This window comes from Mariniflexile sp. TRM1-10 (genome assembly GCF_003425985.1).
Lineage (GTDB): Bacteria > Bacteroidota > Bacteroidia > Flavobacteriales > Flavobacteriaceae > Mariniflexile.
On record NZ_CP022985.1, the window covers coordinates 3528309 to 3551625 of the forward strand.

Here is a 23317-nt window from a genome sequence, read left to right on the forward strand (position 1 = left end):
GGGAAATTTTGATTGTCTGATATGTGAAAGATTTTCAAGCTACTGCATATTTGCTTGTACCTGTGCGTCTTGAATTGCCCAGGATAGATGAAAAAAATATAAGTTCATTAATTTGATGCACCTGTGCAGACATTTCAGCATATTGTCACAGTTTTATTGTTGGTCACTCTTCTATCAAGATAAGGAAGATTCCCATACCACTTATTTTAATCTATAGAATTCCTCGAGGCTCTGCCTCCTTTAGATTTATATTATAAATTATCTATGATAGAGATATTGAATAGAGGGGCAGGGGAGACTCATAACTTATAAAAATGTTTATAGCTTTATAGGTGATTAATAAAGAAAATAGGGTAAATTAAAGAAGCTATTCCTCTATTGTTCCCTGTTTTATTAAGCTGTTGCCAAGAATCATAAGGTGGTTTACTTTTTCCGCTCTATCCAGTTAAGACAAGGAATAAAATACCCTACCATAGTGCATCACACTATGGTAGGGTATTTTGAGCCAACTACTTAAAATCAATACTATTTAACGATAACTTTAATTAGTTTTGAACGGTTATTTTCAAGAATCTTTAAGAAATAAAGACCTTCGCTATATGAATCTACTGGAATTACCAACTCTTTTTCCATCACTGCTTCCTTGATAAAAAGCAACTGTCCTGATGTTGAGTAAAACAATACTGTGGCTCCTCTATACTGTTGACCTAGATTTACATTGAGGTTATCATAGGTAGGGTTGGGGTAAACTAGCAATGTTTGCTCTTCCTCAACATCATTGTTTGATAATGATGATTCCTTTGATTTAGCTTTTGACATGGAACCTGTATTATCATAACTATACACTCCCAATTCATAGATTTCAACTGTCTTGCTATAATAGCTATTTGCAACAAAAACCCTTACATACCTTGCTTCGAAAGAAACATTGTGGATATCGGTGCCACCGTTTCCATTATTGATATAAGTCTCCGTAGTCCAATTCACATCATCATCGCTATATTCTATAGCATAAGCAACACCATACGAAGGTCCCCAGTCGATAGTTACATTGCTCACATTTGTTAGTACACCTAAATCTATTCTGATCCATTGCGGCATGCCGTTTTTACTTTCCCAATATGTAGAACCAATACCATCATTGGCATGTTCTTCTATGTGACCTCCTTTTGAGGTTGACGCCAAAATAGGTTGTGATAAACCAACATTGGAGCTCGCAGGTGTAACCGTATAGAACTCAGCACTCTCACTAAGCGCTGACTGATTGCCTGCCATATCTTTTGCAACAACAGCAACCGAATACGCTGTACTGTGGTTTAACCCTTCTAAAGTTGTAGCATTGCTAGAAACGGTAGAATGATATACACCATCAAGGAAAACTTCATATTCATGAACACCTACATTATCAGAGGAAGCATCCCAGTTAACATCTGCACTCATTGCAGTTATATTGGATACTGTCAAATTTTGAGGTATTGTTGGCGCAGTGCCATCAAGCGTTGATTCTGAAATAGTGTTGCTTCCTTCAGAAACATTCTCTGCATTATCTTTAGCAGTAACATAAAATTCGTATGAAGTAGCTTCATCTAACCCAGTTACAGAAATATTAGTTTCCGTTGGTGATGCATACAAATCTCCATTAACATAAACATCATATCCAACAACACCTACATTGTCTGATGAAGCATCCCAACTAATGTTTATACTACTTGTTGTTGCTCCATTAGCCACAAGATTAGCAGGAACCGTTGGAGGTGTTCTATCTAGCGTTGTTTCTGTAATTGTTTCGCTATTTTCTGAAACATTTCCAGCATCATCCTTCGCATTAACATAAAATTCATATGAAGTAGCTTCTGATAATCCAGTAACTGATGTGAATGTTTCCGTCACCGTAGTATAAAGCACTCCGTCAACAAATATGTCGTATCCAGTAACGCCCACGTTATCTGATGACGCATTCCAACTTAAATCAATGCTGTTTTCGGTTACATTGTTAGCTTGAAGGTTCTCTGGAGCTGAAGGAGCTGTTTCATCGGCACCACTTACAGTTGAAGCAGTAATAACATTACTACTAGCAGATACATTGCCCGCTTCATCCTTGGCGGTTACATAAAAACTATAAGATGTAGATTCTTCCAAACCTGTAACATTTGCTGTAGTTTCATTTACGGTCATTACATATACGTCATCAACATATATATCATAGTTGGCTACAGCCACGTTATCAGAAGACGCATCCCAGTTCAATTCTATACTGTTTGCAGTTATATTAGATGCTATCAGGTTTGTTGGAGCCGATGGCGCCGTAGTATCCAAATTTTCTTCAGGCTCGGTATAGTTGGCAGTCCCATTTTCATTTTGTCCAGTTGTTATTGGTGCAACAAGCTCATTCAGGTATACTTCTACATTCGTATAAATACTGCTGATTGACTTAATGCTTCCATCGTTGGGATTAGAACTATCAAGTCCATGGGAAGTCTCCCAACTATCAGGCATTCCGTCATTGTCTGAATCCTGTGGAGCAGGTTCTGAATTATAAGTAGGCCACCCTCCAACATCATTTTGAGTATCTATGAGTCCATTGGTACTGCCATTGGAACCCTCGAACGTATAAGTGCCAGATAATGCTTCCTGTGTAATTCTCGAGTCTACGCCATCACGCTGATAACTAGCTCCTGCATATTGAAGCACCTGATTAAAAGTAGCAACGGCGGTATGTGTTGTTATTTGCCCTTTATTAAACTCTACAGATGATTTAAGCTCTTCTTTATTTTTAGTAGATGGGTTAGGGTGTATACCTATCCAGTTGTCATCGGTAACAGATTGACTTCCGTTCATGTAGTTTCCATCCACATAAAATACGCCCCAAACACCAGCTTGCTGATTGTTGGTTCCTCCGTCTGCATTTGGCGAAAATATACGCTCTTTGGTATTTGAACTCGTTGCCGGACCTGGTTTATAATAGTTGTTAACAAAATTGTACGAACCGCCTTCGCCAGCATAACCGCTGTTGGCTCCCCAATTGTAAAGTACATTGTTTCTAAAATCTACAACTTCGAGATTAGGTAAATTTGAATATCTACTTCCGTTCATCCTTGGATTACGACTGTCGTGATGAGCTAGAAGATTATGATGGAAACTTGCTTTTTTGCCTCCCCATATACCACCGTAACCGTGTTTTCCCTTTCCGTGAATGGAATTCCTTAAACTTTCAGAAAGAATACACCACTGCATAGTAAAGTTTACATTATCATAGAATGACGAACATTCGTCTGTACTCCAACTCATCGAGCAATGGTCAATGATGATGTTTTGGTTGTTTCTTCCCCAGATAGCATCATTTTCAGCCTGAGCTTCATCTCCCATTCTAAATCTCATATATCTGATGATGACGTTATTGGCGCCTACATAAACTGCATGGTTTTTAATAGTAATTCCTTCTCCTGGTGCCGACTGTCCTGCAATAGTGAGATTGTCATTAACGATACTTAACGTAGATTGTAATTCGATAATACCAGATACCTTAAACATAATAATTCTTGGTCCGCTGGTGCTTACCGCTTCACGTAAACTACCTGGTCCTGAGTCATTAAGATTGCTAACATAGATTACTTGTCCGCCTCGCCCACCGGTAGTAAAGCGACCATGACCTTCAGCACCTGGGAAAGCAGGTTCTGTACTAAATACTGGTAATTCAACAGTGATTCGACCCGACTTTGAGACCTCATTCAATCCACCAACCGTAGTTATGGTAAAATTAAAAGTACCCAACTCAGAAGGTAATCCGCTGATATAAACCTCTTTTTCTATATTGTCAATATCTGCATTTACACCTGCTGGTAGTCCTTCTACAGTCACAGTAACCGCATTGGTCCAGTTATAATAAAAATCAGTAATAGCGGTGTTTATCTCCACCGTTTGGAAAGAGGATCCAGAACCGTGCTTCGTCAGTGTCGCTTCATTAACTCCAAGAACGGTAAAGGTTCCTTTTTTAGTTGCTGTGGTAAGCCCACCTATTGTTGTAATGGTGTAATCAAATGTTCCTGCCTTTGTTGGGGAACCACTGAAATTAACCTGTCTTAATTCATTATCAATGTCAACATTTATACCTTCGGGGACATTGTTAACCTCTACCGTATCTGCATTTAGCCATCTATAATAAAAATCCTGAATAGGCGTTCCTACAACAATTGTTTGAGATGAAGATCCTGCCCCGTGCTTGATTAGTTCAGCCTCTTCGGTATAATTAACTGTAATGACAGCGTTCTGTGTTGCTGGTGTGCCTCCACCCACGGTTTTAATGGTGTAAGGGTATTCACCTCCTTCGGTTGGGGCTCCGCTGAAGGAAACCGTTTTAGCTGTATTGTCTACCACAATATCAATTCCAGGAGGAAGTCCGGTTACTGTTACTGTGCTTGCATTTTTCCATGAATAATAGAAATTTTCAATTGGTGAATTCTGATCAACCGTTTGTGACGAAGACCCTGAACCATGTTTAGTTAGTGTGGCACTTTCCCCATTACCAGTGTCCGAATTCAATGGGTCCCAACCATCATTACCAGCTAGTACAATTGCTCTTTCATAGAGCGGTGCTTCATCATCTGTCATAGCTCTAAGACCTGCCCAGTTTGCACGACCACTCATATCAGCACCGGCTCCAACATTTTTGTATTCATACAACTCTAGCTTATCGGAAGTGGAAGAGTACGTCATGTTCCACTCATCTCCCCAGCCTTCAGGATGGATCATATTCGTCATGTTACAGTACAGCCAGCTTACTTTTGGATATTCATGCCATGGTCTCCCAAATCTAACCAAATTGCCATCATCACCTGCTCTAGGGCTATTGTTTGCATATGTAAGGTTGCATTCATAAAATACAAACCCATATTTTTGGCTTTCTATAGTTGATGGCGCTGTAATCCAACCACCTCCCCAGCTTCTAATTTCGCATCGGTAAAAGAAGTCAATACCACCTCCATAAATATAATCTGTTCTTCCAGTGATAAGACATCCTTCAAAATAACCACGCTTACCTTCATTCCAGAACCATATTGTATCCTGATAACCCAAAAGGTCACAGTTAACAAACACAACTTTATCACCCCTTATGGTAAGAGCTTGAGCCTGTCCAACTGGACCAGCCGTATTTTGTACGGTAAGGTTTTCTCCATGAAAGTCATCACCAATGATTGTAAGTGTAGCAGCAGTCCTCATATTTTCAACAGACCATTTTAAGTTTTCTTCTGCAGGACAGATAGGTTGTCCACATGTATAGGTGTGATAGCTAATTATGGTTTCCTTTCTGCTTTCGCCTCTAAAGGTAATATTTTTCTTATCAGCAGGTATAAATAATTTTTCAGTATCATAGAGTCCATTTTTAATATAAATAACCGTCCTTTGAGAACTATTACTTGGAACCGCATCGATAGCTGGTTGTATCGTGGTATAATCTCCAGATCCATCTTGGGCAACTATAATGTCTGCAAAAATATTAGGATTTGTTTCGGCTATGGTAGAAGTAGTAAGGATATTACTGCTTTCGGAGAGGTTTCCCGCTGCATCTTTTGCTTTTACAAAAAAGTCATAGGAAGTAGAAGGTTGAAGTCCAGATATAGTAGCGGAAGGATCTGTTACTGTGCTATGGTATCCATTATCTAAAAACACATCATAACCGGTTACTCCCACATTGTCACTAGATGATGTCCAGCTAAGATTTATACTAGTCGATTCTACACCTGAAGCAAAAAGATTCGTAGGTGCTGTAGGTGCTGAGGTGTCTAATAACTCGCCCTCTTTAGGGTTCCAGCCCCCAAGCACTACCGTCATTTCATATAACGGAGCTTCTTCATCAGTAAGCGCCCGTAGCCCTGCCCAATTGGCACGTCCACTCATATCCGCACCAATACCTCTATTTTGATATTCGAAAAGCTCAAGACTATCTGAGGTGGCTGAATATTCCATATTCCACTCATCTCCCCATCCTTCGGGGTGAATCATTTCTGTCATATCACAATAAAGCCACGTAACTTTTGGATAGTTGTGCCATGGTCTCCCAAATCTAACCAAATTGCCATCATCGCCTAATCTAGGACTATTGTAGGCATATGTGAGGTCACAGTCGTAAAAAACGAACCCATATTTTTGATCAGCCGCTGTAGATGGTGCGGTAATCCAACCACCTCCCCAGCTTCTGATTTCGCATTTATTGAAAAAAACAGTACCAGCACCATAAATATAATCCGTTCTTCCGGTAATCAAGCAATTTTCATAATATCCTCTTTCCCCATTATTCCAGAAAAATATGGTATCCTGATAGCCCAAGATATCACAGTTTATAAATATGTGTTTGTCCGCTCTGGGTTTCATGGTTAAAGCCTGCGCCTGACCAACTGGACCAGCCGTATTTTGAACGGTAAGGTTTTCTGCTCTGAATCCAGCAGCGTCCACTGTGAGTGTTGCGGCAGTAAGCATATTGTCCAAAGACCATTTGGTGTATTCTTCTGCAGGGCATATGCCTTGATTAGAACAATTATAAGTATGGTAACTTATTATTGTTTCTGTTCTATTTTCCCCGATTAAAGTAATGTTTTGCTTTTCTCGTGGAATGTAGAGTTTTTCAGTATCATAAAGGCCGTTTTTTATGTAAATTACTGTTTTTTCCGTACTATTGTTAGGAACAGCATTAATGGCTGGTTGAATGGTCAAATAGTCTCCTGACCCATCTTGAGCGACAATTATATCAGCACTCCCTATTTGTGCCGAGACTTCCCAAGAAGTAAATAGAAAAAGCAGAAACATGCAACTGGTTAAAAGTAAATTTTTCATCGTTAGTTTAGTTTTAGTTAATTGGTTCGATGAAGAAAATCCATTTTTTAGCTGTAAAATCATCCTGTTTATTCTTCCTTATTTAATCTAATTTATGTGATTACCTTTTAGGATTCTTGAACGTTCACTAAAAAACGAAAGGCTTCTATCATTCGTTCTATACAAAGTAACTGCAAAAGAACTTGCCAGTGTTTTTTGTATGTTACGAATGATTCAACGGAGGTTACAACTGCCGTAATTAGCTAAAAGCTTTACTTTGTTGAGGCTTTTATTCGCTAAACTAAAAATGAAGTTGAAAACAATCACCATTTTATTAAGAGGTTTCTTTGGTGAGCTTTTCAACATAAGCTTTTGGTGATTCTTTGTAATGTTTTTTAAAAGTTGTGCTAAATGAGCTTGGTGAAGAGAATCCAGTCATATATGCCACTTCAGACATTGTATAATTGTTGGTCTTAATCAAGTCTATTGCCCTCTTTAATCTAATGGAGTATATAAGTTCCATAGGACTCTGGTTAATAAGATACTTAAGTTTTCGAAATAGATGAACCCTGCTAAGACCGAGTTCCAAAGCAAGTTTTTCGACACTAAATTCATGATTGGAAATATTCTGTTCAATAATTTCTTTACACTTAATTAGCAATTCTTTCTCACGATTATAGGCTGGTGGATCAGCTGGCTGGATCGAGAGATTTTTCTCAAAGTATTCTCTCAATCGTATTTGTCTTTTTAAAAGGTTTTCAACTTTAGCTATCAACATATTAGAATAAAAAGGCTTACTTATATAATCATCGGCTCCAACTTTTATGCCTTCAATTTGATCGGAAGTGGTCGTTTTAGCAGTGAGCATCAAAACTGGAATATGGCTTGTTTGGAAATTATTCTTAATTTCTCGACAAAACGTCAATCCATCCATTACGGGCATCATCACATCAGAAATAATAAGTGAAGGTTGCACTTTTTGGTTGGCTATCTCCAGCCCCTCTTTGCCATTTTTGGCTACCACAATCTTGTATTCAGAAAACAAATCCTTAAGTAAGTTCCTTATTTCTTCATCATCCTCAACAATAAGTATTTCAGGAACCATCTTGTTTTTATAGCACATGCTATCTTCTAAATTTTCAACTGAATCTTGATGTGGCTTATCTTCAGTAATGGTTTTACTTATATTACCATTATCTTTTTGAGTTTCAATCTCATCTAACAACCCATCATGCGATTTCTGCTCTGCTTCCAAACTTTCAACATATTGTAGCGGAATTTCAACTTCAAAAACACTGCCTTTTCCTTCTTGGCTATGTACATGAATTTTTCCGTTGTGAAGCTCAACCAAATTTTTTGTTAGAGCTAGCCCAATACCTGTGCCTCCTGAAGTATTTTTAGATTTTACTCTATAAAATCTATCAAAGATATTTGGTAATTCCTTTTCTGAAATGCCAATACCAGTATCTTTAACAGTGATTACCAATTGATGAGAATCTGGTTGATCCATTTTAGGGGACAAAAGGTTCTCTGTTGAAGTTCTAATTGTAACGAGCAATTCTACATAACCATAATTTTGAGTGTATTTGATAGCGTTAACCAATAAATTAGAAAGTATCTTGTTCAAAATATTTTGGTCTATCATTGCACTGATTTCGGGTAGGTTCGTTATGAAATGATACTTGATTTTCTTATTTTCAGCCAAATAGGAAAAATTATCAAATATATTACGGCAGTTCTCGATTACTTTTACGGGCTCTGGCTGAACCTGAACATGTCCATATTCAATTTTTTGAATTTCAAGAAGGTCTTCAATAAGATTCATAAGTAATTTAGAATTTCTTAGAATTGACAAGCTGCGTTTTTTTACTTCTTCTATATTATCTTTTTTGATTTCTATTAATTTTTCAGCAGATGGTAAAATAATAGTAAGCGGTGTTCTAAGCTCATGGGATATATCGGTAAAAAACCTGAGCTTTTCTTCGTTTATTTTCTCGACCTGAGCTTTTTCAAGTTTTATAATCTCCAGTTCGTGTTTTTTCCTGTCACTAAAAGTAATAAACCTAATTACCAGATAAATTACTAGTACAATAAAAAAGCCATATAAAATTTTGGCTAACTTAGATAACCACCATGGGTCTAGAATCTTGAATGAAACAGTTTGTTGGTTTTTAGACCAAATTCCATCGGCATTAGCACCTTTGATATGCAACTCATAGTTACCTGGGGTCAAGCTAGCAAATGATATATTATTATTGTTGATTAAGTCTATCCAATCCTTAGTGATTCCCTCTAATTTATATTTGAACATATTATTTTGTGGATTGGAATAATCGTTTAGGAAAAAGTCGAATGATGTATAAGACCCATATTTAAAATTAAAAACACCATGGTGATCCTGAAAAAAATCTTTCTTCCCATAAGATTGGGCGGTTATTGACTTGATAGAGGTTGTAGGTATAAATAAATTTTTATAGATATTTTCAGGCTTAAAAAAATTTAGTCCTTTATTTCCTCCAAAAAAAAGATAACCATCGGTAGATTTGAGAAAAGCCGTATTATTGAATACTTCTCCTTGCAAGCCATACTGAACGCCAAAATCATTAGAGGTTTTCGTGTGGCTATCAAAATTATAAATTCCTTCATTCGTAGACAGCCAAAAAATACCGGGTTTACTTTCGAGAATGGAGAAAATTCCAATTCCGTCAAATATGTGTTCAGATAAAGAAAATGCTTGTTTTTCAGAGTCTTTTTCAAGTTTGATCATGCCGTTTAGGAGCGTGCCTATCCAGATATTTTGTTTATGATCTTGTTGAATTGCTCTGATTGCATTTGAAGGTATCCTGAAATTTTCATCCAAATGATCTTCATGATAATGCTTGATAGTTCCTTTTTTAGGGATATATTGGAGAAGTCCGGAATTCCCTGTTCCAATCCATAAATTTTGGTCGTTATCTATGAATAAACTACTGATATAGTCCTCCAAAGCAGGTGAATAAATAGGAGGACTATTGAAAGTTTCTTTTTTGGGGTCAAAAATGAATAATCCTTTAGAGGTACCCAACCATAACTGATTATTTTGATCTAATACAATGGAATGTGTTGGATTGAAATTAAAATTTTTGAATCTTTTAGATTCTGGTATGAATTTGCTCAGACCTTTTACTGTGGCAACCCATATTTCTCCAGTTTTCTGTTCGGCAAAGCCTTCAACGCGGTTATCCCCAATACTATTTATACGGTTAGGATCATGAGTATAATAAGTTATATACTTCCTTTTTCGGTCAATAATATTTATTCCTCCTTGTCTGGTGCCTATGTACAATTTTTTATCACTACTTTCAAAAATAGCCAAAATACTGTTATTACTAAGCTTAAGCGGGCTACTTATCGTATTAAGTAATCCGAATGTTTCCAATCTATTATCGTGAACATAAAAACCTTCATTTTTTGTAGCTACCCATATAAGCCCTTGAGAATCTTGGGTAACCCCTCTAATCTGATAAGCATGAAAACCATTTTCATAAAGAACTTCATTTGAGATAAACTTATAATGTCCATTATTTTTATAGAAAATATAAAGTCCTCTGGAATACGTTCCAACCCACATACGCCCCACCTTGTCACGAAGCATACAATGAATGCCCATGCCCCCAAAAAGATAGTTTTTATTGAGAATTTCATTGATTGGATACAGACGTTCTTCTTTAAATATAAACATGCCAGACTGTGTGCCAATCCATAAGTTGCCATCCATGTCTTCCTCCATAGAAGTAACTCTTCCTTGAGCCTCATCTACCGGCCAATAATCCAATTTTTCGTATTTTTCACTCAATTTAAAAAGTCCCTTGTCTGTTCCTATTAAGTATTGACCAGACTTAAGCTGATAAATACAACGAACAGCAGGGTCTTTGTGTTCAGTGAGCGGTATCTGAAGGAACTGATTTCCGGATTCAAGGAAACATAGACCTTGTCCAGTGCCTATTAACAAGTCGGCATTTTTATTTCGGAAAATTTGATTGATACAATTGTTCGGAATCGAGCCAGAATTATCTTCATTGTAGAATCGCAGGAACTCTGATTGCAAATGATTATTCAGAGTTTTTTTTCTTTTATTAAGCCCATTTATTGTTCCTATCCAAAGATTTCCCTCTCGATCTTCACAAATAGTGTTGACTATATTGCTCGAAATTGAATTCTTATTTTCTGGATTGAACTCATATTGTTTGAAACTTTTACCATCAAAAGAGACTAGACCTTTATATTCAACTCCTAACCACATTAATTCCGATTGGTCTTGGTATATCGATTTTATTGTTTCACCAGGAATACCATTATTTCCATCATACTTCTTAAACCTAATACTATTAGATTGTTCCAAACCCTGCCCCAATAATTCAAAATGTATAGAAAAGATGATTAGAACGATTAATCTGATCTTATTTATTTCGAAATACTTCATTTGTGTATTGCTATAGCTAGATTAATTTGTGATTTATAACCTCAAAATAAACCTGTATTCAATAACTACTGGCTAAATGAATTTTGTTAGAATATAGGGTAGATTATTAAGAGCTATTATAAATTTACGATAATATTGTTTGATTGGTGCTAATTTCATAAACAATAGTTGCAATTAGATGTAGATTCTTATTTTAAGGTTTATTTTGTTTCCAATTACATCAAAAAAATTACTATAAACAAAGCTGTTTAATATATAAGGAAATAGAAAAAGTAAAGATGAATTCAATATGAAAAGGTGGACTTGCAACAAAAAGTAGGACAAATTTTCTAAGGACTATGCTACATATTTAAATTGATAGAATTCTTATTCTGTTTCAAGGGTATTATAGACCAATGAAGAATGCAATCGTTTTTTCATAACTCTAAAGCATTTTTTTTAACAAACTTCTTTAAATTTCATTTTCGAGGAAGGTCAGATGGCTTTTAATATTTTGATATATATAAATGTTGTATGATCAAAAACATTTACACTCACATTTAGGAAAAGTATTGGGATTAAATTTTTATAAAATAAAAAGAGTTGTATGGGGCTTAAAAAAAGTATCTGGTTTTTTGTTTTACATCTAGACTGTTGGTTTTCTTGAAAGTAGACTCGAATGGGTTCTACTAAAAATTTTCCTAATAAATCATTTTTCCTTTAAATTTTCTAACAGTATCTTTTAGGAATAAAATAAAACGGATAATGACGTTTTTCCTCATTCTATGAACCTGTCTTTGAAGTTGAGCTATTTCCTTTTTTGAAAGCTGCAATTGATTTAATAAATAGGCATTTTGCTTTTGGTTAACTGTTAAGGTCTCAAAGTTTGCATATAGATGCTGTAATCGGTTCTTAATTATCGATCCTATTGCATAAAATGACAATTTTTCTTTAACATAAAGCTGTGCATTCATGGCTTTCTCTGTTCTTAAGTCCGGATTATTGTAAACTTCCTTTAAATTTTTAACCGCAGATTGCATATTAGGATTGCCCCATAAGGTTTTAGAACAAAAATTATTATCAGGATTCTCAATAAGTCCAAGTTCATAATCCACTAAAAAGCTATTGTTCTCGTTCATGAATTCTGTATTACCCGAATAGTTAGTTGCAATGGTAGGTTTTCCCAAGTACATGGCTTCAGCTAGGGTAAGTCCAAATCCTTCAGAATGATGCATGGAAACATAACAGTCACAATCATTTATTAAGTGGTTCACCCTGTTTTTATGTAGATCAAGATCAATTATCCTAATGTTATTTTGACCTGAAATGGATTTATGTAATTTCTTTTTTGATTGTTTAAATTGTTGGGCACCTACCGTTTTGATGACTAGTTCAACCTTCTCATTATTCCCAAAGGCTTTAATAAAAGCCTCAACCAAGAAAAACGGATTTTTTCTTTCTATGGAACTATGGTAGCTAAATATAAATAAGAAGCTAAATCTGTTTTTATCAAAAAGCAGATCAGAATTTTGGTTTTGTATAGGTTTAAGGCCTATCTCAACAGGGTGAGGAACAGTAATTATAGAACCTTTATATACCTTTTCAAATATACTTTTGCAATAAGTAGAAGCTGTCCATATTTCATTAAAGAGATTTATGGTTCTTTCAAATTTTGATGGGAAATATTCAGATTCCCATATTAAGAAAAGAATGGAATATTTATTATTAAAAAAATCAGGATCAATAACGCTAAAAAATTTATCCAAATCGTTTATTGCTATTTGAACTAAATTTATTGAGTATTTAAATTCATATCTGTAGTCCGTATGTCGTTTAACCTTTTCATAATTTATAATATTTACTGGTATATTAAGTTTTCTAGCTGCTTCAATGTTTAATTTTACGGCTTCGCCCAAGCCAAACATACTATCGGTATAGCCAACAATATTAAGTCCTAGAGGATGTGTTTTCATATGATGCATTAATTAACTTCTAAAGATTGCAGTGAAACCAAATTAGTATAAGTACCATTCATTTTTAATAATTCTTCATGGGAGCCTTGCTCTACAATTCGACCTTTTTTCATGACTACAATAAGATCGGCATTTTGAATTGTGGAAAGTCTGTGCGCAATCACTAAAGAGGTACGGTTTTCCATCATATTTTCAAGTGCGTTCTGTACTAATTTTTCTGATTCTGTATCTAATGCTGAAGTTGCTTCATCTAGGATCATTATAGGTGGATTTTTCATCACTGCTCTAGCGATAGCTATACGTTGACGCTGTCCCCCTGAAAGTAGACTACCACCATCACCTACATTGTTTTGGTATTTGTGTGGAAATTCAGAAATAAAATTATGCGCATTTGCAACTTTTGCTGCGGCTATTATTTTTTCATCATTTGCGTCTTCGATACCTAACGAAATATTATTAGCTATGGTATCATTAAATAAAATAGAATCTTGGGCTACAATACCCATTTGCTCTCTTAGGGATTTTGTAGTTACATCCTTAATGTCTACACCATCAAAAGTAATATTGCCTTCGTTTACATCATAAAAGCGGGTTATTAAATTTGCCAAAGTAGATTTTCCACTTCCAGATTCACCAACTAGCGCTACGGTTTTTCCTTTAGGAACAGTAAGGCTAAAATCTTTTAACACATAATCGTCTTTATATTTAAAGGATATGTTATTGAATTTTATTTCTTTGGTAAATTCACTAATTACCTTGGCGTCAATCTTGTCTTTTAAAGGGTTTTCAGCATCTAAAATAAAAGCCACTCTTTCATAGGCTGCATTTCCACCTTGCAATGCATGGTTAGCCTTGGTAATGGCCTTAGCAGGAGTTAAAATTTGGTAAGCAAGCCCCATATAAGCCATAAAAGCCCCGCCACTTAAAGATTTTTCAATGAGTACTAAAGACCCTCCATAAACAAGTAATATAGAAATGGCAAAAATTCCTAGAAACTCGCTAGCTGGAGCGGATAAACTCATTTTTTTTCCAATGGAATTGTTAATCGTATTTATGTTTTCTGTAAAATCTTTAAATTTTTTTGAGAAATAATTTTCTGAAGTAAAGTTTTTGATAATTTTTATGCCTCCTAGGGTTTCTTCAATATTAGATAATAAATGACCTTCTAAAGCAAAAATATCGCCAGATTGGCTTTTGATGTTTTTACTTACTTTTGAAATTAAGAATCCAGAAATTGGAATAAAAAAGAGAACGAAAATTGTTAGTTTCCAACTTATGGCAAACATACCTGCAAGTGTGAATAGAATAGTTAAAGGTTCCCTCACCATCATTAGAACCCCCATAAAGGATACTTTTATAGTATTGATATCTGAAGTCATTCGAGCAATTAGATCCCCTTTACGTTCATTCGAAAAAAAGCCCACATTTAAGCTTATAACCTTGTCATATACATCTTGTCTTAAATCTTTTAAAATGCCATTGTTTAGATAGGTCATATACAAAATAGAAAGATAATTAAACACGTTTTTTAATAAAAATGTGCTTAAAACAAAAGCTACAACCATTATCAAGGTGGCTAAATGACCTTTAGTATCTTGAATGGTGGTGATAGAGTAATTGAGATAGTTTTCTAAATAATTTAGATCAAAATCTTGAAATCCATTAAAAACAGGTTTTTCTCTTAGTTTTTCCCCTTCTTCAAATAAAACTTTAACCATGGGCAATAGGGAAAGCATGGATATTGAAGAAAATAGAGCATATAAAATATTAAAAACAATGCTTAGAATTTGAAATTTCTTATAAGGAATAAGGTATTTAAGAAACCTTTTAAAGTTTTTCATTTAGTAGACAATAATTGAAATAATGGGGTTAGTTTTTTAAAATGTTTTTATAAACATTTGTATAATCTTTGGCTGCTTTTTCCCAGGTGAACTGTTGTGAACGATTTATATAAGCAGATTTGAATACATCTTTATTGTCTTCAAATTTAGACATTCCAGCTTCAAAAACATTTGCCATATCTTCGGCATCAAAATTATCCCAATAAAAGGAATGATCTCCGCCTATTTCTGGTAAGGATGTTTTGTTGGAAAGGAATATAGGTTTGCCAAAAGTCATGGCTTCTAGGACAGGAAGTCCAAAACCTTCACGCAAGGAAGGAAAAGCAAATGCGAGGCAATTTTTATAATAAAATATTTTATCCGATTCTGGTATATTACCCAATAAAACAACTCTATTTTCTAACTTATAATGCTGTATTTTTTCCTTTAGAATCTCAGTATATGCAGTTTTAAGACCCCCGGCTATAACTAAAACAATATCACTTAAAAAGCTTAACATTTCTATTAATGTATGGAAATTTTTTTTTTCAACTATTTGGCCAATTGAAAAAATAAACGGTTTATTGGGAACATATCCAGGGTGATTATTTTCTATCCTTTTTGACGAATTATCATTGAAATTATTTCCGTTATATATAACATATTCAGGAATGTTTGGAACGCTAAAATGAGCATGTGTATTTTTTTTTGCAAATTCAGAAACATATACGATGGCAGAGCTTCTTTTGAGTTTGTTTTTGAGTTGATTCATTCTGAAATCTAAACGTTTGCCTGATTCTTCTTCTAAAAAATTCACATCATGAATGGTTAATAAATAAGGAACGTTCAAAGAAGCAGGTTCTATTTTTGTATTTTGATTAACAGAATGCCACAAACTAAACTTTTTTTTGATTCTAAAAAGGGGATATCTTGTTATAGGCAAATATCTATTAAAGGAAATGTTGCCATTTAACTCTTTTTTTACGCTGTTATTGTTACAATTAAGAATTATTTGATGTTCGCTTAAAAATTCAGTTTCCTTGCTCAATGCTTTAGCAAGATTAAAATTGAATTGTCCAAAACCGCTGTATAGATTTTTTATATTGTGTGTTTCTAGAAAAATATTTTTGGGAGGACATGGTTTTTTCATAGATATTTTGATTTTTATTAACTGTAGTATATATTGATATGTTTCAGTTTTTTTGCTATTTAAAAGCAATTACATTGAAAGTATTGGTCAATGTTGAGATGCTTAAATTGTTAAAAGGTTGCTTATTAATTTAATAGTAATTTGAACTTTTTAAATAGTTAAATATTATATATACGGTTTTGTTGCAAGTATAGTTCTCTCACTAAAATTTTATATTTTCATAGGAGTATATACTAAAAGAATAACAGAATTAAATTCTATTTTTCTTAAGAATTAGACTATCTAAAAAATGACCAATTTTTTCCTTAAAAAACAAAGGTTTGAATTTACTATAGAGTTTTTGGGTATCCTTTTTTAATTCTTTGCTGGATTTACCTTTAATGAGCAAAGGTTCGTAATCATTTAAATGTACTGCTACATTACGCTTAGTATATTTAAAAGTTTCCCAAGTTGCTTTTTCTACCCAGGGAGAGAATATGCTAAAAGTTGGCACATTGAGTGCCTTTGCCATATTTATTGCTCCGCCTTCATTACCAATAAGAGCATGGCAATGGTACAAAATACCTAAGAAGGTTCGCAGTGAAGGAGTGTAAACATCAAATTTAATTTTAGCTTTTGATGCAGATGAGCATAGGCTATAAAGTTCCTTAGCCTCTTTTAACTGTGAAGGCATATAGTTGAATAAAATAGTAAAATTCTCTTGGCATGCCACATGGTCAATTATTTCAGCCATATATAAGAGTGGGTATGTTTTTTGTACGCTACTTCCTAAAATATTTATCATAATGATTGGATTATAAAAATCTACGGCGTTTTTTTCTAAAAATAATCGAGCATTTAAAATTTCATTATCTGTTAAATGTACTTTTGGGGGGCTTGCAACTTCTTTTAAATCGCCAATAAGAGGTTTGAGTAATTTTAATCTATTTTCAACAGCGAGCCCTACATTTGAATATTCAGCTCTTACATATTTAAAAGTCTTGGTATATATATGCCTAGCATACCATTTGTCCATCGAAATTTTAACATTCGCTTTAGAAAACAAACTAACCAGCATACTCTCCAATTTGCAATAGGCATCTATGACAACATCATAATTCTCTCTTGTTATACCTTTTAAAAAGCTATAGAAGGACCACTTGCTATTTCGATATTCATCAGTAAAAAAAATGATACGGTCTATATATGGATTGTTTGTAACAACTGCTTCTGTATTTGAGTTTATTAAATAATGAACATTTGTATTTGGAATATTTTTTTTGATTTGTTCGCAAAGCATGGTGCTTAAAAGAACATCACCTATCATTTTTTGTTGAACAATTAGAATTTTCATAATTAAGAGTTAAATCTAAATTTTTATGTCATTATTGTTTTTGCATAATAAAAGTGAAACCTATTCTAGATGATTTTCGCATATTTATCCATTGTCAAACTAATAGGAATATTAGAATATCCAGATGGATTTAGAATAGCTTTTATGAATTAACAAAATGATCCAGAAACAGCAACTTTCTTATAGATACGGTCATAATAATAATCTGGGATTCTGAAATGTGTGATTATTATATTATTTGAATAAATCCAGAGTTAATCCTCATAGCGAAATATGTCGTGTAATCACAATACTTTGCTTTTATGTGGATGTATCTACAGATAATTAAATCTGTGTTAATTTTTTTGTTTGCTATTCTTTTGGAATGATTAAAGCGTATTCAATTTGGATGGGAAGTAATTTTCTTTTTATTAATTTATAACTAATTAAAGACCAGAATATTTTAAAATCAATTTTGTTAGATAGGGGTTTCATTTTCTTTTTTTTAATAAAAGATGCAAGAAGAATGAAAGGGTTGCGTTCCTGTTGTTACTATAGGTTTTGGTTATGGTAAGAGATGTAAAAATATACAAGGATTCTATCCAATTGAGAAATAGTCTCAATAATATAGAAATATTGACTTTTAATGAGATTTTGGATACAGCCGTCTATTATTCAACCAATATTATGAAAAGATCCAGCACCTAATTATATAAGATTAATTAAGATTAATAACATAAAATTAATTTTTAACTTATATTTCAGGACCAGTCAATATAAACTTAGTTTTTTTCACTCAATTTAGAAGGGAGTACGCCATATTCTTCCTTGAAGAGCTTTCGGAAATATTTAACACTATTAAAACCAACCTCATAAGAAGCTTCTGAAATTGTGAGATTTTCATATTTAATTAATTTAACAGCTTTCTCTAGTCTAGCTTTACGTATTAATTCATTAATGTTTTTTCCTGTTAAAACTTTCATTTTTCTATAAAGAGACGTTTTACTCATGCCTATTTCTTTGCAAATGCCTTCAATATTGGTGTCTTTTTCAGTGATGTGTTTATCTATGATTTGGTTGAATTTTTGTAAAAAGGTTTTTTCATTATCAAGTAAGCTTTTGTTCTCTAATATGAATTCTGGGTTTTCAGTAATGCTGTTACTAAAATAATCTTGCAGTTTTAAACGATTTTGAATAAGGTTTTGAATTCTTGTTTTTAGTATTTTAGGATTAAAAGGTTTGGTTATATAGTCATCTGCACCTTCTTGATAGCCTTCATTTATTTTTTCAGTATTTCCTGCGGCTGTTAAAAGAATAATTGGAATGTGAGAGGTGGTTTGTTCTTTTTTTAATATTTTGCATAGGTCAATACCGTTTTCTATAGGCATCATGACATCGGAAAGGATTAAATCTGGCACATATTTTATGGCCTTATTAATACCATCTGTACCATTTTCAGCAAATATTAAATCATATTCATCCTCTAATAAACTAGAAAGAAACAAAAGAAGGTCCTTGTTGTCATCAACAATCAATATAAGATTTCGGGATTTATCTTGTTTGATTTTAGATCTAATTAACTCTTTTTCAAACAGCTCTTCTTGAACTTCCCAAATTTCAGCAGTACTGTTAAATTCCTTTTGATCTTCATTTTCTATAATAGGCGTATAGTTTGAGTTAATTGTTTTTTCATTAAAAGCATCCTTAGGAATATCTAGAGTAAATTTGGTTCCTTCTTTATGTTTGCTTTCAACATATAAAGAACCCATATGGAGTTCTGCAAATTTTTTAGATAGTGCCAATCCTATTCCTGATCCTTTTTTTCTATTTGTTATGTTCGATTGATAATACCAGTCAAAAATATAAGGAAGATCGTGTTCTGGAACTCCTTCGCCATCATCGGCTACTGAAATTAATACATGGTCATTGTTTGTTTTAATATCAACTGATATTGTTCCTTTTCTTTTGGAATATTTAAAAGCATTGGAAAGTAAATTATGGATGATTATTTCAATTTTTTCTATATCGCACCACGTATAAATGTCACTTTCAGGTTTGTGAAGTTTTAGATTTATTCCACGGGATTTAGCTAGCGATTTATAGCTTGTAAGAATTTGATTGATGTGGTCTGATATATTAACGTTATCAATAGAGAGTTTATCTAAGCCAATCTCCGTTTTTCTAAATTCCAAAAGTTTCTGTATGTTTTTTAATAAATATTTAGAGTTTTTAAGTACTAAATTTAGTTGCTCTTTTTGTTTCTTTTTGTCAATTTTTTCAATGAGATTTTCTACAGGGGCAATTATTAAACTCAAAGGTGTTTTTAATTCGTGGGAAAAGCTAGTGAAGAACCTCGCTCGTTCAAAATTAAGTTCATTCTCAAGTTGTCTCTGTTTTTTTTCAAAAACCAGGGAGTTTTTAAGTTTGATGCGTTCGCTGTAATACTTAGCTCCAATCCAAATTAAAAAGGATAGAATAATTAAATACAGTAGGTAAGCGGGAAGTGTTTTCCAAAAAGGAGGATTAATAGTAATAAACAGATTATTACTAACCGTTTTTTCTGGATTAATAACGCCTTTTACAATTAAATTGTAATCACCTGGGGGTAGTTTACTTAAATTTATGGAATTACTATTGTTGATATTTACCCATTGATCTTGATAGCCTTCTAGTAAATAAGAGTATTTAATGTTTTGAGCATTTGGATATTTTAGAATACTAAAATCAATTGTAATCAATGTTTGGTTATGGTCTAATGCAATATGCTTTACGTATGGAAGTGACTGTTTTAATATACTTTTTGATTGATCTGGAGTTACATTTACTTTGTTATTAAATACCTCTAATGATTCAAATATTAATGGATAGTCAATCGCAGAAGCAAATATTTTATCTGGATTAATGATATAAAGCCCATTATTACTTCCAAAATAAAGAATGCCATCTTTTGATTTGAAAGCAGCACCAACATTAAAATCGCTTTGATAAATATTATCAAAAGAATTGAGGTTTGTTATCGTTTCGGTAGTTGTGTTGAAATAACTTATGCCATTAAAAGTACCTAGCCATATTTCATCTTTACTTCTGGATACCATACTGTTTATGGTATTGTTGCTTAATCCTTCTTTAACAGTATAGCTTATAACTCGCCTATCGTCTGGATATAATTTAAACATACCTCCATAGGCAGAACCAACAAGAAAACTTTTATTTGTCAACTTAACGATGGCATACATAATATTACTGGTAATTCCAATCGTATTACCCATCATAAAAATATCTGATACACCTGAATTTGGGTTGTACTTAACAACACCATTGCCGTATGTAGCCATCCAGATATTGCCAAACTCATCCTCAGTTATATCACGAACATCTATTTTTCCTAAAGTTGACATGTATATAAAAGCATCTAAAGTTTCATTATATTTGTATAAGCCACCACGGTTTGTACCTACCCAGATATTTTTTAAGTTATCTTCATAAATAACATTTACTTTAAAACCGTTTTCTATAGAGCCTTGAAGGTATTTTTTGGTGTGACCTGTTGCGGGGTTTAGAAGATTTAATCCGCCTCTGTAGGTACCTATCCAAACACGCTTCTTGCTATCTTCAAGTATATCATATACATAATTATTAGAGAGACTTGATGGGTTGTTTTCGTCGTGAACAAAATATTTGTATCTGCCAGTATTTGGGTTATATAAATTTACTCCAGCACCATCTGTACCTATCCAAATTTCACCATTGTAACGTTCAGTAATACTCCGAATATAATTGCAGTTTATAGAAATAGGGGCATCGGTGAATTTCTCTTTAAAGTGTTTTATAGGCTCATCCTTTGGATTTACATAGTATAAACCATAATTTGTACCAATCCACATATGATCATCTTGATCTCTCATGATAGTTGAAACGCCTCTACCTTGAAAATCGTTACCATTATGATTTGGCAAATACCATTTAATGAATTTTTTATGATTTCTATATGAATTAAGATTGATAATATTTAAGCCGCCATTTTGAGTTCCTACCCATACATTACCTAGGTAATCTTGCTCGAATGAAAGCACTTCTTTATCGCTTAATCCATTATTTTCATCTTTACTGGAAGTCATGTATATTTTTTCATTATCCTTAGTGAAAATAACGATTCCATCTCTTGTTCCAATCCATAGATTACCTTCACTGTCTAGAAATAAGCAATTGATTTGATGCAATCCTTCATTTGATTTATTTCCGATGGCTATGCGTTCAACTTCTTTGGTGTAGTAATTTATTTTATTGAGACCATCATTAAAAGTTCCAACCCATAATGTGCTTTCCTCCTCTAAAAGAATACAAGAAATGTTATTGGATGAGACACTTTTTTCGTTTGTCGGCTCGTGTTTCAATAAAGTAGTTTGCTTAGGTTTATCGGGGTTGTAAAACTGAACACCTCTTCCATAAACGCCTAAAACAAGCTCGTTTTGTTTTCCAAATTCCAAGCAACTAAGACTTTCTCTAATCAAGCCATTTGTTTCATCTATAAGTGTAAAAGAATCGGTTTGTGGATTGTAAATATTAAGACCTTCGCCTGTTGCAATTAGTAGTTCTCCTTTTTTATTAAATTTTGCCTGCTGAATGAAGTTATAGTTCAGGCTGTTGTTGGAATCATTTTCTTTTTTAAAACTAAAAAATTCATCTCCATTATAACGATTAAGGCCATCGAATGTTGAAACCCAAATATACCCTAAAGAGTCTTTAGCCAAATCTGTGATGAAATTATTGGAAAGCCCAGATTGAACATTAAAGTGCTCAAATTTTAAAGTACTTCTCTGGGCTATTAAATTATTAAAATTAGAACCTTGGGAATAACAAAATGTATTTGTAAGAATAAATATATACAATAGGTGGTTCTTAATTAGTTTCATATATAACTATTAATTGTTTTTAAAAGGTCATAAGGTACTGCCTTATTTTCATTGGTGTTTACTTCACTAAACTTTATTTTTTAAGTGTTCTGTGATTTGAAAATTGCAATCAAACTTCTTGTTAATGGCGATTTCATAAATAATAAGGTTTTAAAAATGTAGTAAATTACAATAAAATTATTAAAAAAGATATCTAATCATTAAGTAGACAATCGTGTTCGGACAGTTTGAAAAACTAACGAATCACTTTTATCTACCAGTTAAAATAGAAATTGTTATTTCTGTAATAATTAAAATAGAATATACTTTAGTTTTCTCTTCCATTTGGGTCTATTGTGCCCCTCTTTTTGCTCATTTGTGCCTGTTTGAATTACGTAACTTCATTTAGTTTTACTATCTGATTTTTAAAAAGTGTATTAATTACAATTATAAACAATAGCAATTTATTAAATATAAATTTTATAGACCAATCAGTCCCTAGATTTTTAGATAATATCTATTAATTAAGAACCTTAAGGCATTATGAATATCTCAAAAATAGGCATCAATGAAGACTTTAAACTAATAGACATAAGCAATATGCTAAATGAACAGAAATTAATACACTTCTCACTTATGGTATTAGTTGAAGCCATGTTGAGGTATCATTTTTATTCTAAAAAAAAGCAATATAAAATGACCTTTAGTTTGTCAGACTGAGCTTGTCGAAGTCCTAATTTAAAAAAACGTCATTGGTAGGGAAAAACAAAATGGAATTAACCTTTTTAAAATAACTATAAAACAAATGATTATGACGAAAAACAAATACTTAAGAATTAATTATCAACTAAAAACTAAAAAAAGAAATATGATGTAAAAATAACACTAGCAATTACCTAAAGTTTCCATTTTGGAAAACAAC

The 23317-nt window shown here is 33.2% G+C and carries 7 protein-coding genes; all 7 read right to left on the reverse strand.

The features are described 5' to 3' along the window. Window positions 1–525 precede the first annotated feature (525 nt). Window positions 526–6828 (reverse strand): pectinesterase family protein, encoded by a 6303-nt coding sequence (locus CJ739_RS14805; protein WP_162880228.1) that lies wholly within the window; start codon window positions 6826–6828, stop codon window positions 526–528. 313 nt (window positions 6829–7141) lie between these two features. Continuing rightward, window positions 7142–11269, reverse strand: a complete 4128-nt coding sequence (locus CJ739_RS14810; RefSeq protein ID WP_117176681.1) for a hybrid sensor histidine kinase/response regulator — start codon at window positions 11267–11269, stop codon at window positions 7142–7144. 680 nt (window positions 11270–11949) lie between these two features. Further along, a complete protein-coding gene (locus CJ739_RS14815) occupies window positions 11950–13221 on the reverse strand; it encodes a glycosyltransferase family 4 protein (protein WP_117179019.1) in 1272 nt (423 codons plus the stop codon). 8 nt (window positions 13222–13229) lie between these two features. Further along, window positions 13230–15062 carry an ABC transporter ATP-binding protein gene (locus tag CJ739_RS14820; RefSeq protein WP_117176683.1) on the reverse strand — a complete coding sequence of 611 codons (1833 nt, stop codon included), beginning with the start codon at window positions 15060–15062 and terminating at the stop codon, window positions 13230–13232. A 28-nt stretch (window positions 15063–15090) separates the two neighbouring features. Next, the gene (locus tag CJ739_RS14825; protein ID WP_236951515.1) at window positions 15091–16260 is read right to left on the reverse strand and encodes a glycosyltransferase family 4 protein; all 1170 of its coding nucleotides are present in this window, start codon (window positions 16258–16260) and stop codon (window positions 15091–15093) included. Between the two features lie 181 nt (window positions 16261–16441). After that, window positions 16442–17524 (reverse strand): glycosyltransferase family 9 protein, encoded by a 1083-nt coding sequence (locus tag CJ739_RS14830; RefSeq protein ID WP_236951516.1) that lies wholly within the window; start codon window positions 17522–17524, stop codon window positions 16442–16444. Window positions 17525–18285: 761 nt separating this feature from the next. Further along, a complete protein-coding gene (locus CJ739_RS14835; RefSeq protein WP_117176687.1) occupies window positions 18286–22416 on the reverse strand; it encodes a two-component regulator propeller domain-containing protein in 4131 nt (1376 codons plus the stop codon). Window positions 22417–23317 lie beyond the last annotated feature (901 nt).